This window comes from Lachnoanaerobaculum sanguinis, assembly GCF_033242365.1.
Taxonomy (GTDB): Bacteria; Bacillota; Clostridia; order Lachnospirales; family Lachnospiraceae; genus Lachnoanaerobaculum; species Lachnoanaerobaculum sanguinis.
Genome location: NZ_BTHK01000015.1, coordinates 24431 through 37720, shown reverse-complemented (window position 1 = coordinate 37720; position 13290 = coordinate 24431). Strand labels below are relative to the sequence as shown.

Sequence of the window (13290 nt, the reverse complement as noted above, 5' to 3'; positions counted from 1 at the left end):
TGTTTTATATAGATTCAAAGTTTTCTTCTTTGAAATGTTCACTTTCAATAAACTTTACGGGTGAAATACCTATGTATTTTTTAAAGACTTTTATGAAATATTTGTAGTCGGAAAACCCCACTGCATCCGCTATTTCATACACTTTTAAGTCACTGTCGTTTAAGAGTTTTACAGCTTGCTGAATACGATATCTGTTTAAATAGTCATTAAAAGTATAGCCGGTATATTGTTTTAACTTAGCATTTAAGTAAGTGCAAGACATACCGCATTCTATACTGATATCGGTCAATGACAATCTGTTTTGATATCGTGAGCGTATACTCTCAAGCATTATTGTCACATATTTATTTGAATGAGATGGTTCTTCACCGGAAATGAGATGTAGTCTTGCTTTTTCTATATCAATTTGTTTTTTGTCTTGACTTAATCGTTGCAAATGATTTCTTTTTGCAATTATTTTTTCTAAAATGGGATACAACTCATTAAAGTTAATAGGCTTTAACAAATATTCACAAACTCCCAAACTGATTGCTTTTTTGGCATAGGAAAACTCAGAATATCCTGAAATTATAACAGCATCATAGCCGTAAATATGTATGCTTTCTTCTATCATACTTAGTCCGTCTTTTTCAGGCATATTTATATCGACAATCACTATATCCGGTCTTTTTTCTTCAATTTGTCTTAATCCGTCATATCCGTTTACTGCTTCTCCAACTATAACGCAGTCGTATTGGCTCCACTTTGCCATAAACATCAAGCCTTTTCGGATAATGTCCTCATCTTCAACTATCAATACTTTATTCATCTTCACTCTCCAACATAAAAGGCAATCGGATAGTTACAACTGTTCCATTACAACTATCTATTTCCAGTCCATAGCTATTTCCATAAAGCAATTTAATAACTCTGTGGGAGTTATATAAACCGATATGCTCTTTGTAAATAGAATCCTTCTCCAAACTGTTTCGAAGTAACTCTAAATTATCAGTATCAATACCCTTGCCGTTATCCTCTACCGATATAGTGAGTATATCTTCTGTGTGTTCCGCCTTTATCGTGATATGAATTACATCTACCAAACCATGAGCCAGGGAATTTTCAACAATAGGCTGTAATAAAAGCTTGGGTATCATACATTCTTGTAATTCCTCAGGTATATCAATACTATAAGTCAAACGTCTGTTGTAACGTAGTTTTTGCAGCATAAGATAGTCGTTAATGTATTCTATATCTGTTCCAAGTGCTACAACAGTACTTCCATAATAAATACTATAACGCATCAACCCTGCAAATGCCAATACCATCTCTACCGCCTTTTCTTTGTCGATCATAATTTGATACTTTAAAGTTTCGAGGATATTAAATAAAAAATGTGGATTAAACTGTTCTTCAAGTTGCTTGATTTCCATAATACGCTTTCTTTCTGAAAGCTCGGAATTGTTTTTTAACAGAGCCTCTTTTTCATTCAATACCTCATCAAAGGATGATAATAGCATATTAAATTCTTCAAAAATAATAGGCTTATCAATTTTATTTCCTTTGCTCATTTTGTTTATCAATTCTATCAGCTCTTCAATGGCGGCTGCATTTTTTTCGGAAATACGTTTGGTAATATATGGAATCATAAAAAGCATTATAAGCGCTGATAATATTATAAATAATATACCGTAATAGAAAGAACGCCTTTGGATCTCTTTGGATGTCATAGTATATAATGTAAATTGACCGTCAATAAAGGTATTAATATGTCCTTGATATCTTGTTCCGTTTATGTCAATATCACTGTCTTTTGAAAAGGTATCCATATATTTATCTGCAGGATATTTTAAGGTTAAATCTGCATTTCTTTTCCCGGTATAAAAAATAATATGATCATATCTGTCGGTTAACACAATACTGTCTATAGGAGAGCGCATAAACAAATATTCAAAATCCTTACTTAAAACATCAAAAAAAAGGTATCCAACCGTTTCTTTACCATCCATTATTGCATGGGCAAATATCAGGCTTGATTCCTGTTCATAGTCATAATTCATTCGGCTTGGGGTTATATAGGTGTGATTTAAAGGAGCGGATTTAACCTTTTCCAATACACGACTTTCCAAAAACAGCTCTTTATTGCCTTCAAATAAATTGGAAGATATTATATGTAGGTCCTTATCCAGTAAAATAAAATTTGCTTTTAAATTTTGGGCATTTACAAAGCTATACAAAGTTTGATTAACTTTACTTAGTTTACTGTTGTCACCACCTAATAAAAGTCTAATAATATCTTCATCTGTGGACAAATTCTCCAGTTCAGAATCATAAATTAAAAACTGTTTTTCAAGTACTTGTAACAACTTTTGAGTATTCTTTTTATTTTCAAGATTTTCAATTACTTTAAAATTAACGGAGAGAAAGGCTAGCATCATGATAAATAGTATGACAATAATAGATAAAGCATACCTTAAAAATGAATACTCTATATATTTTTTATATGTAATACTTTTCATGCTTTCCCTCCGTTTACAATTAAATACTTATATCGCTTTTACCACTGATCTTAAAGAAAATCAATAATGATAAAATGCTGGTTACTGTTAGTATTGTAGAATAAGCCGCTGCATTACCGAAGCTGCTTCTAATGACTTCGGCATAGATTGCGACTGTCAAAGTCTGTGTTTTACTGGTATACAAAATAATGGAAGAACTGAGTTCGCTTATTAATGTGACCCAACTCATAATAGCTCCGGATAACACACCTGTTAACATCATCGGGACGGTGATTTTTAAAAATGATTGAAGTTCATTACAGCCCAAACTTACAGCCGCCTCTTCGACGCTTGGACTTATTTGCCCGATAATAGCGTTACTTGAACGAATCGTATAAGGCATACGTCTGACAGATAATGAAATGATCATTAAAATAGCGGTTCCGCTAAGTAAGAGAGGTTTTGAGTTAAAGCCGTATAAAAAGGATATACCCAATACGGAGCCCGGTATAATGTAGGGCAACATGGTCAAAGTATCAAGTGTAGATGTAAAGAATGAACGTTTTCTGGCACTTAAATATGCAATTATGATACCGAAGACCACAACAATAACTATTGCTATAAAACCGAAAAGGTAGGTATTTAAAATAGCTGAATTATTATTTTTTGATAGAAGAGTGTTGTAGTAATTTTCCAATGTAAAACCTCCGGTATAAAGTCCGCCACTGCCGGTTTTCAAAAACGAAGTTGTTATAACAGTTAGCTGCGGAAGGATTGCTACAAACACTATACCATATACTAAAAGGTGCACCAGTATATTTTTTACTCCACCGATTTTGACCGCTTCCATAGGTTTTAGTGCTGTCATGGAATAAGTAAATTTGGCACTTAAAAAACGCTGCAGGAAAAATAGAAACAGGGTAATGCCTATAATGATCACACATAATGCAGCTGCAAAATGATCATCTGTACTGACTTCTCCCATAAACTGACCATAAATCATAACAGGGAAAGTTTTGTAACCTTCTCCGATAAGCATTGGAGTTCCAAAATCGGAAAAAACTCGCATAAAAACAAGTAAGGAGCTTGCAAGTAATGTAGGTGTTACCAAAGGTACTATAATCAGTCTCACTCTGTCCCATAGATTGCAACCAAGACTTTCTGCAGCCTCTACCAAAGAATTGTCAAGGCTTTTAAGAGCGCCTGAGGTGTACATATATACAAGTGGAAATGATTGCAGTGAAAAAACCAAAACTATACCTGCAAAACCATAAATACCTGCAAATTTCACCGGCAAAATATTATTTATCACTCGTGTTATAAAGCCGTTTCTACCAAGCAGCTGTATCCATGCATATGCTCCGATAAAAGGAGGTGATAAATATGACATGACTATCATTATATTCAAGTATTTGTTTCCGGTGATCACAATTGAGCGGAGCAAATAAGCCATCATCAACCCAAGAAGAGTAGATATTAAAGTTGCTACGATAGTTACTTTAAAGCTGTTGATTAATGTGCTCCAATAATATTTTTTTTGAAAAAACTTAGTAAAATAAGCAAAGCTTAAATTTCCGGAGTCTGAAATTACACTTTTATATAAAATCAAAACTAAGGGATAAATAATGAATAAAACAGCGAAAGCCAGAATAACGAAGGTGGATACACTCCATATATTCAGCTTCTTTTCTTTTATACCGTTCATATTACACCCCCTTAATCAAATTTTTTGTACCGTCATTTGTAAATACATTAATCTTTTCAGTTTGTAAATTTAAATAGACGGTGCTGCCATCCTGTATAGCTTCCAATGCATCAGAGGCTTGAATTACTTCCACCTCTTTGCCGTTTTCAAGTTCTATAAAATAGTTGGTGTTGATTCCTAAAAAGACACTGTTCTTAATTATACCCTTAATTCCGTCTTTATTATCTCTGCTTAAGATAAATTCCTCTGGACGGATGGAAACACTGACTTCTTCCATGTCTGCGCATTCTTCAGACAAATTATTCATTGCAAAAAATGCATCAAAAATCTTGATTCCCTGTTCGGATTGATTCTTAATTACATGACCGTCCAAAATATTGGATTGTCCGATAAAAGTTGCTACGAATGTATTTGACGGTCTTTGATAAATACGCTTAGGAGTGTCGATTTGCTGAATAACTCCTCCGTTCATAACGGCTATTCTGTCGGATACTGCAAGTGCCTCTTCCTGATCATGTGTAACATAAACAGTTGTAATCCCGATTTGTTGTTGTATACGCTTTATTGCATTTCTCATTTCGACTCTGAGTTTTGCATCCAAATTGCTTAGAGGCTCATCCATTAACAGCACTTCCGGATGTATGACAATTGCTCTGGCAAGAGCAACTCTTTGCTGCTGCCCACCGGAGAGCTTTACAGGCATTCTGTCTTTTAAATGATCAATCTTAACGATTTTTAGTATCTCATCTACTTTTTCCTCAATTTCCTGTTTACTCATTTTCTTACGTTTTAAACCGAAGGCAACATTATCCTTTACCGACATATGTGGGAAGATGGCATAATTTTGAAAAACCATACCCATATTTCTTTTATTAGTAGGTATATTGTTGATGAGCTTTTCATCCAGCTTGATTTCTCCACCCTCGATAGAATTAAAACCTATAATCATTCGTAAAAGAGTTGTTTTTCCACAACCTGATGGACCAAGAAGTGTGAAGAATTCTCCATCTTTAATATTTAATGATAAGCCGTTTATAATGGTATCTTTTCCGAATCTTTTAACTACATTCTCAATATTTATTGCTACACTCATATTTTTCTCCTAAATAAAGGTAAAAGGGCTTGATGCCTTTAGAGATAAAATTTTCCCTTACTGCAACAGCCCTTCAACCCACTTTTTATTTTTATTGATTAATTTTGATATTTAATAAATATAATATTAGTTCATTGAACTTTCGATATGCTCTGTGAACATTGTAGTAATTTCAGTCTTATGTTCAGCAACCCAGCCTTCATCATATTTATCAAATAACTTTATATCTGCTTGTGGCTTCATGTAATCCGCTAATTTCACATCTGCTCTTAATGGTCTAACAGTCAAGTTCTGACCTACATAAGACTGTACTTGCTCAGACAACATAAAATCAACAAATTTTTTTGCATTTTCCGGATGCTTGCAGTTTTTCAAAATCTGTACTGATTCTCCCGGGAAAATAGCACCTTCCTTAGGGAATACAACTTCTACAGGAGCACCGTCTTTAACATAGCTTGCAGCAGGATCTTCCCAAGTTAAACCGACGATATACTCACCTTCTGCAACTCCCTTATAAACCTGACTGGAACTGTTGCACATCTTACCGTCTAAATTCTGTAAGAACTTATCAACATAGGCCCATGACTCGTCAGAGAGTGGATCCTGATCTTTTCCCATACCGTAGAGCATTGCCATCAATGATTGGAAAGCTGAACTTGAATTAACCGGATCACCGAAAGCAATCTTTCCTTTAAGTTCAGGGTTTAATAAATCTGCAAATCCTTCAATCTTCATATCTCCGGCTAAATCTTTATTTACAATCATAACCGTAGGATCTGCAAATGCAGGTGTGAAATATCCTGTTGTGTTTCTTGCAGGTTCAATCATATTATCATTTTCTGGTGACACATATTCCTCAAACAAATCTTTTGAAGAAGAGAGCATTGTTTGATCTGCAGCCCAAAAAATATCTCCAAGCGGATTTTCTTTCTCTGACTGAGCTCTTTTTAACAATTCTCCGGTTCCTGCAACAACTACTTCAACTTTAATGCCGGTTGCATTCTCAAATTCCGGAATCACGGCATTATTAAGTGCTTCGCTTCTTGCTGTATAAACAACCAGAACTTTTTCTTCTTGAGAGTTCTCAGATTTTTCAGCTGCTTTTGTTGTTTCGGTAGCTGAAGTTTCGCCTTTTTCTGTTTTTTCTGCAGGCTTACTGCCGGAGCAGGCCATGAGACCCAAAGACAGAACTGAGCATAATAAAGCTGCTTTTAGTATCTTTTTCATTCTTTTCCTCCTAAAAATTACGAACCATATGTTTATGTTTGTTTATAGTTTAGCAGTTTTATATTAAAAATATAACCTATTTTAGAAAAGAAAGGTGGAAAATAAAAAATCCACCCAAGCAAAGGCGGATAGTAAATTAAAAAACTGTCAAGACCTGTAAAGATTTTGACAGTTATTAGTTTAAAATTATCAGATGTAAGTTGATATGTTAAATCACAAAGTCATTTCCGGGATCTTCTACTATAAGATCGGCAATGGAAATGTTGTCAAAATAATCGTTTATCATTTTTGAGAGTTTACTCCACATATCAATAGTGCGGTATTCGCTTGTACGATACATGCTTTCTGTATCTTCATCATCAATCATTATATTTTCTTCTGCAATTCTAAGCACTTCACCTACTGTAATATCGCCTGGATGTCCGGTTAGTTTGTAGCCGCCGCCTTTACCGCGTAGCCCTACAACAAGCTTATGCTTTACAAGAAGTTTTATTATACTTTCCAGGTATTTTTCTGAAATGTCCTGTCTTTTGGCAATATCTCGTAATGGTATAAAATCATCAGATTTATTCTCTGTTAAATCAATCATAACAAGGAGTGAGTATCGCCCTTTAGTTGAAATTTTCATATGAGTCACCTACTTCTTAATTTATAATCCTATTATACAGGTAGGTAATAGGTAAATCAAGTAAATAATAAGACAGAAATGAAAATAGTGATGTAACAATTTATTTTTATCCTATATAAAGGTCTTTGTATTCGTCTTTGTTTTTCTCAAACCATTTTACTGCATAGGAACATGTAGCCTTTATTTTTTTATTAGTTGACTTAGCATAGTCTATTACCTCAAGCATAAGCTTGGCTGCAATGCCTTGACCGCGAAGAGAGTCATCCACAAATGTATGGTCAATAACTATTGTGTTATCATCCAAATTTGGGAAAGTAACTTCAGCAATCATTTTACCGTTTTCATCATTCATATATATTCTGTTATCAGCTATATTAAACATAGTACCTCCAATATTTTTATTATTTAAGTAAAGAGTAGCATGTGAGAGAGAAAAGTCAAGGGCTATGTAAATGTCGGGCATCCAAATCGTATGTAAATGTAGGGCATCCAAATCGTATTGACAGCAATTTGTGTTTATGCTACTATTACCTAGATGCTGCTGTGGCACAGGTGGTAGCGCACCTCATTGGTAGTGAGGAGGTCACGGGTCCGAGTCCCGTCAGCAGCTTGATTATAACCCTTGATTTTACAAGGGTTATTTTTTATGTGTTGTATCTTGAGTTGTATGTCAACGATTTTTGCTTACAAAAAAGCAGTTTTCCCTGCTCATTTTATATATAGCCATAGAGTCCACGTACACTGACCTCACCGCTGATAATTCTTTTTATTTTTCCTTCGGCATTTACAAGCAAGGCACCTGTTTCATCGATTCCAAGTGCGACGGCTTGATAACTACCTTTAGGGTCAAGAATCTTCACGTCTTTGCCGATATTTGCCAAATGCTTCTCATAATTTTCTTTAAGTCCGCTCATATCCTCTGTTTTTAAAAAAGTATTAAAGTTCTTATAGAAGTGATATATAATACCTGCAATTAATTTAGCTCTGTCCATTAAAATACCTGTTTCAAGCAAAAGAGATGATGCCATATCTTTTATATCATCAGGGAATTCCTTATTATTAACATTTATACCCATTCCCGAAATAATGTATTTTATACCGTCCATATCTGAGCTCATTTCCGTAAGTATACCTGATATTTTCTTTGAATTTATGACTATATCATTCGGCCATTTGATGGTGGCGCTTATAGGGTAAAGCTCTTCTATAGCATCACAAATGGAGATGGCGGTTACCAGAGTGATCATAGAAGCCTTTTCTACAGCAATCTCAGGCTTTATACAAAGGCTCATAAAGATACCGATTCCGGCAGGTGAACTCCAACTTCTTCCCATTCTGCCTTTTCCCAAAGTTTGCATATCGGCTACTACAAGGAAGTCGGAATTTATCTTGTCTGCCATCAGTCGGGCATAGTTATTGGTGGAGTCGACTTCATCCAGATATATTATCTGTGGTGCATTGGAGAGTTTATAAGAACTTATATTTTGCTCTATTTCCACTTGATTTAGAATATTACTTTTTGCCAAAAGAAGATAGCCTTTGTTATTGACGGATTCTATATTGTAGCCATCTTTTTTTAGTGCGGAAATAGCCTTCCATACGGCGGTCCTTGAGACACCTAGACTTTCTGAAATATCTTGACCGGATACGTGAATGTTATTTGATAATAAGATTTTTAAAACTTCATTCTTTAACATAGTTCTCCTTATATTTCATATAAAAAAATAATGTATCAAGTGGGATTCGAACCCACAGTCTTCAGAGTCGGAGTCTGATGCGTTATCCAATACGCTATTGATACAAACAAATATTACAAAATTATATCATTTTTTATAATAAATTGATAGGTGCTTTTTGCAATAATATTTGATAAAATAATACCGGAATCAAAAGGTTATAAATTAATTATAAAGAGGCATTTATGAGAAATAAAAAAATAATAACAGGAATAGGTATGATGGCAGTGATGATGGCTGTTGCTACAGGCTGCAGCAATACAAGTAATACGGCAAGCACTGAGGAGACCACCACAGTTGCAGAGTCTACCATGTCTGAAGAGGAAAAAGTATTATCGGATTATAAAACATATGGTATGCAAAAGGATCCGATTCCGGGAATTATAGAGCTTGTGAAGGCATATCAGTATGCAAAAGTAAATGCGGATGCCAGAAGAATGTACAATGTCTTTGGAAGAAGCGATGAGGACGGACTTGCGGATTTACAGGCAAAACTTACAGATGAGGCAAAGGTATACGAATCATTTGATGATACTGTTACCTATGTGACAAAGGGATATGAGGATAATTCATATGTGGTATTTATCAGTTCAAATGTAAAGTTCCATGATATTGATACAAAGGCACCTATGCTTACATGGGCATATGTAAAAGAAGAGCCTAAGGATGCTTTTTATATGGTAGAGACTGACAAGCTGACTGCTGAAGAGAGGCAGTATGTGGATGAGGTGTCGAAGTCGGAAGATATTATTGCTCTTGATGCACAGATGAGGAAAGACCTTGCAACTGCAGTAACAAGTGATATACAGCTTGGTACACTTTATTCTATTTGGGTGCAAAATGCTTCTACAAATGAGAGCAGTGCTGCAGTGGAAACTTCAGAGCAACCTACAGAAACAACTGTAGAAGAAAGTACTGTAGAGAGTATTACAGAAACCGATAAAGAGGAAGCTAATGTGTCAATAGCCGAGACAAAGAGCGGAAACTGATATGGATGTAAGAGATTTTTGGTATGATCTGCCACAGGAACTTATAGCACAGGACCCTCTTGAAGACAGAGCATCTTCAAGACTTTTGGTACTTGATAAAGTAAGCGGAGATATCAGTCATAAGCATTTTTTTGATATTATAGATTATCTAAATGAGGGTGATTGTCTGGTACTTAATGAAACAAAGGTAATACCTGCAAGACTTATGGGTGTAAAAAAGGATACCGGAGCGGCGATAGAAATACTTCTTTTAAAGAGAAAGTCAAAGACCGCTTGGGAATGCCTTGTAAAGCCGGGAAAAAAATGTAAGGTCGGAGCGAAGATTGATTTTGGAGACGGATTACTTTTGGGAACAATAGTTGATATTGTGGAGGAAGGTAACAGGATTATAGAATTCGAGTTTGAAGGGATTTTTGAAGAGATCTTAGATAAGCTTGGAACTATGCCGCTTCCGCCATATATTACACATGTGCTGAAGGATAAAAACAGATATCAGACAGTATATGCAAAGAATGAGGGCTCTGCTGCGGCACCTACGGCCGGTTTGCATTTTACAAAGGAGCTGCTTGACAAAATTGAGAAAAAGGGTATCAGACTTGCAAAGGTTACTTTGCATGTGGGACTTGGTACTTTTAGGCCTGTAAAGGTTACGGATGTAAATGAACATCATATGCATTCCGAGTTTTTTCAAATATCAAAAGAGGCTGCGGATATAATCAACAGTACAAGGGAAAATGGAAAAAGGGTTATCTGTGTGGGAACCACAAGTACCAGAACCATAGAAAGTGCGGCGGATGAAAACGGACATCTTGAAGAAAAGTCGGGGTGGACAGATATTTTCATATATCCGGGATATAAGTTTAAGGTTTTGGATGCACTTATTACAAACTTTCATTTACCGGAGTCCACTTTAGTAATGCTTGTAAGTGCATTGGCAGGAAGAGAAAATATATTGCATGCCTATGAGGAGGCTGTAAAAGAGAAATACAGATTTTTCAGTTTTGGGGATGCGATGTTTATAAATTAAATGTATTTTTAGAAAGGGTTTTTATGAAGATGAGAAAAAGCATTGTGGCATTACTTGTTTTGTCAATTATTATAGGACTTATGAGCTTTAGTGTATATGCCGCAACAGTAAGAAAGGTAACTACAAGCAATTACACACCGCAGCAGACTGAGCCTGCTACAAGAATCTATGTAAGTAAGACAAGCAAGGAGCTTACACTTATAGCCGACAATAAGGTAGTAGGTAAATGGCCATGCAGTCTTGGAGAGTTTTCAGCAAACGGAACAAAGCAAAAGCAGGGTGACAGAACAACCCCGAATGGCGATTACTATATCTGTGTAAGAAATGATAAGAGTGCATATCATTTATCTCTTGGACTTTCTTACCCTGATAAGGCAGCAGCCGACAGAGGATTTGAACAGGGAATTATTACACAGGAAGAAAAAGATGCCATCTACACAGCTATTGATAAGAAGGTATGTCCTCCATGGAATACAGCACTTGGCGGTGCAATAATGATCCACGGAAATTATCAAAAAGGTGTACCTACAGCGGGTTGTGTTGCTGTAAGCAATGATGTAATGGATATTATCTGGCCATATGGACAGCTTGGAATCAAGGTTTCGGTAGGACCATAAAGATATAGGGCATGTTATAGGCTTTGTCTATAATATGCCTTTTTTAAATAGAGAGCAGTATATTATTACTGTTTATATTACAAACTTTGGGTAAAGGAAGTATAGGATGAATATTAGAAAAGCAATTCCTTCTGATTATAACAGGATAATGGAGATATATGCTATTGCAAGGGAATATATGAAAAATAGCGGCAATCCAAATCAGTGGAAGGACAGTTATCCCGAAAAAAATATCGTAAATAAGGATATAGAAGAAAAAATAGGCTATGTATTGGAAGATAATGGTCATATTTTTGCCTGTTTTGTATTTATAAAGGGCTATGAAAATAGTCAAGAACTTAAATTTCCTTCTGATAAGGAGTATGGGATAATACATAGAGTGGCAAGTGATGGAAGTAAAAGAAATATTGTAAGCCGTATAGTAGATTTTGCAAAGAAGGAAATATCTATTTTAAGAATAGAAACCCATGAGGATAACAAAACTATGCAAAAAGCTGTGGAAAAACTTGGGTTTAAAAGACTTGGAATAATACAGCTTGATGATAAAAGTTTTAGGATTTTATATGAATTAAAGGGGTATGTATGATTAGATATGTAAAAGCGGAGGATTTGGACAGACTGGCACAGATAGAGGCGGATTCTTATCCAAAGGCTGAGGCGGCAAGTAGGGAAAGCATAAGAAAGAGGATGGAAAGTTTTCCGGAGTGCTTTTGGATACTGGAAGAGGATGGGATTATAAAGAGTTTCATAAACGGTATGGCTACCGATGAAGAGGATCTTACCGATATTATGTATGACGATGCCTCTATGCATAAAAAAGACGGAGAGTGGCAGATGATATTCTCCGTAGTTACAGAAAAGCCTTACAGAGGTCAGGGGCTTGCAAATCAGGTGATGAAGAAGGTAATAGAGGATTGTAGGGGTAGAGGAAGAAAAGGAATAGTACTTACCTGTAAAGACGGACTCAGACTTTTTTATGCAGAATTTGGATATGAGGATGAGGGTATATCACAGTCAAATCATGGCGATACTATCTGGTATAAGATGAGAATGACATTGAAAACTTGATTTCCACGAGTACGTAAAAGAGCTTTGACAGGTAAAAACATATGTATGTAAAGAGCATTTGATAGAAAAATCATAACATCTTCAATAATATTATCGAGAAAGGAGGTACTAATTTTGGAACTTGGTAAAAGAATCAAATACTACAGAAATGAGAAGTCTTTTACACAGGATAATCTTGCTGAAAGAGTTTTTGTCTCAAGACAGACTATTTCCAATTGGGAGAATGACAAAAGTTATCCGGACATTAACAGTATAATCTTATTGAGTGAAGTATTAGAGGTATCTATTGATAATTTGATTAAAGGAGATGTTGATTTGATGAAGGTTGAAATCCATTCGGAAGAAGTTAAGAAAATGAAGTTGTATTCTCTAATGATGCTGATTTTATTTTTTCTATCGGTAGGGTCAATATTTCCGCTGTTTAAATTTATTGGTGTTTATGCGTTTATTCCATGCTTTATATTATGGATGACTGCAATGATTTTTGCGTTTAAAATAGAGAAAATCAAGAAAAACAATAATATTCAAAGCTATAAGGAAATTGTAGCATTTACAGAGGGAAAAGGATTGGATGAATTAAAGAAACTTGAAGAAAATGCAAAGCGTCCATATCAAAAAATCCTGTCAGTAATTGTTACTGTATTAATCACTGTATCGATTTGTGGAATCATGTACATAATTTTCAGATAAGATATAAGAGCCGGTGAGATCAAAACGATTTCA

General features: G+C 35.2%; 14 protein-coding genes and 2 tRNA genes. 7 read left to right on the top strand and 9 right to left on the bottom strand.

Translation table 11 applies throughout. The annotated features are described in order from the left end of the window. Positions 1-4 precede the first annotated feature (4 nt). The 7 genes from SBH76_RS10315 to SBH76_RS10285 all read right to left on the bottom strand — a co-directional run bounded on the left by SBH76_RS10315 (position 5) and on the right by SBH76_RS10285 (position 7512). Positions 5-808 (bottom strand): response regulator transcription factor, encoded by an 804-nt coding sequence (locus tag SBH76_RS10315; RefSeq protein WP_314758004.1) that lies wholly within the window; start codon positions 806-808, stop codon positions 5-7. After that, positions 801-2498 (bottom strand): sensor histidine kinase, encoded by a 1698-nt coding sequence (locus tag SBH76_RS10310; RefSeq protein ID WP_317977744.1) that lies wholly within the window; start codon positions 2496-2498, stop codon positions 801-803. The genes SBH76_RS10315 and SBH76_RS10310 overlap by 8 nt, the downstream gene beginning before the upstream one ends. A gap of 19 nt (positions 2499-2517) precedes the next feature. Further along, positions 2518-4182: an ABC transporter permease gene (locus SBH76_RS10305; protein ID WP_317977743.1), complete on the bottom strand. Its 1665-nt coding sequence runs from the start codon at positions 4180-4182 to the stop codon at positions 2518-2520. A gap of 1 nt (position 4183) precedes the next feature. Next, positions 4184-5275, bottom strand: coding sequence for an ABC transporter ATP-binding protein (locus SBH76_RS10300; protein ID WP_317977742.1), 1092 nt, complete (start codon positions 5273-5275; stop codon positions 4184-4186). 126 nt (positions 5276-5401) lie between these two features. Then, complete coding sequence (locus SBH76_RS10295) at positions 5402-6502, bottom strand: ABC transporter substrate-binding protein (protein WP_317977741.1); 1101 nt, start codon at positions 6500-6502, stop codon at positions 5402-5404. A 208-nt stretch (positions 6503-6710) separates the two neighbouring features. Further along, on the bottom strand, positions 6711-7130 hold the full coding sequence (locus SBH76_RS10290) for an RrF2 family transcriptional regulator (RefSeq protein ID WP_317977740.1): 420 nt from the start codon (positions 7128-7130) through the stop codon (positions 6711-6713). Positions 7131-7236: 106 nt separating this feature from the next. After that, on the bottom strand, positions 7237-7512 hold the full coding sequence (locus SBH76_RS10285; RefSeq protein ID WP_290648862.1) for a GNAT family N-acetyltransferase: 276 nt from the start codon (positions 7510-7512) through the stop codon (positions 7237-7239). Between the two features lie 155 nt (positions 7513-7667). Between SBH76_RS10285 and SBH76_RS10280 the strand changes: the two genes are divergently transcribed. Next, positions 7668-7740: transfer RNA gene (locus SBH76_RS10280), tRNA-Thr, on the top strand. A 103-nt stretch (positions 7741-7843) separates the two neighbouring features. Here the strand turns inward: SBH76_RS10280 and SBH76_RS10275 are convergent. Both SBH76_RS10275 and SBH76_RS10270 read right to left on the bottom strand, forming a co-directional pair. Further along, entirely contained in the window at positions 7844-8827 is a 984-nt protein-coding gene (locus SBH76_RS10275) for a biotin--[acetyl-CoA-carboxylase] ligase (protein ID WP_317977739.1), read from the bottom strand. A 31-nt stretch (positions 8828-8858) separates the two neighbouring features. Continuing rightward, positions 8859-8931: transfer RNA gene (locus SBH76_RS10270), tRNA-Arg, on the bottom strand. A 120-nt stretch (positions 8932-9051) separates the two neighbouring features. On the opposite strand from SBH76_RS10270, the gene SBH76_RS10265 reads away from it, so the two are divergent. From SBH76_RS10265 to SBH76_RS10240, 6 genes are all read left to right on the top strand, one after another. Next, the gene (locus SBH76_RS10265) at positions 9052-9855 is read left to right on the top strand and encodes a hypothetical protein (protein ID WP_314097965.1); all 804 of its coding nucleotides are present in this window, start codon (positions 9052-9054) and stop codon (positions 9853-9855) included. Position 9856: 1 nt separating this feature from the next. Further along, positions 9857-10882 (top strand): tRNA preQ1(34) S-adenosylmethionine ribosyltransferase-isomerase QueA, encoded by a 1026-nt coding sequence (gene queA, locus SBH76_RS10260; RefSeq protein WP_009664278.1) that lies wholly within the window; start codon positions 9857-9859, stop codon positions 10880-10882. A 23-nt stretch (positions 10883-10905) separates the two neighbouring features. Then, positions 10906-11499: a L,D-transpeptidase family protein gene (locus SBH76_RS10255; RefSeq protein ID WP_317977738.1), complete on the top strand. Its 594-nt coding sequence runs from the start codon at positions 10906-10908 to the stop codon at positions 11497-11499. 106 nt (positions 11500-11605) lie between these two features. Next, entirely contained in the window at positions 11606-12085 is a 480-nt protein-coding gene (locus SBH76_RS10250; protein WP_317977737.1) for a GNAT family N-acetyltransferase, read from the top strand. Continuing rightward, entirely contained in the window at positions 12082-12567 is a 486-nt protein-coding gene (locus tag SBH76_RS10245; protein WP_317977736.1) for a GNAT family N-acetyltransferase, read from the top strand. The genes SBH76_RS10250 and SBH76_RS10245 overlap by 4 nt, the downstream gene beginning before the upstream one ends. A 114-nt stretch (positions 12568-12681) precedes the next feature. Further along, on the top strand, positions 12682-13257 hold the full coding sequence (locus SBH76_RS10240; RefSeq protein ID WP_317977735.1) for a helix-turn-helix domain-containing protein: 576 nt from the start codon (positions 12682-12684) through the stop codon (positions 13255-13257). The last annotated feature ends 33 nt before the right edge of the window (positions 13258-13290 follow it).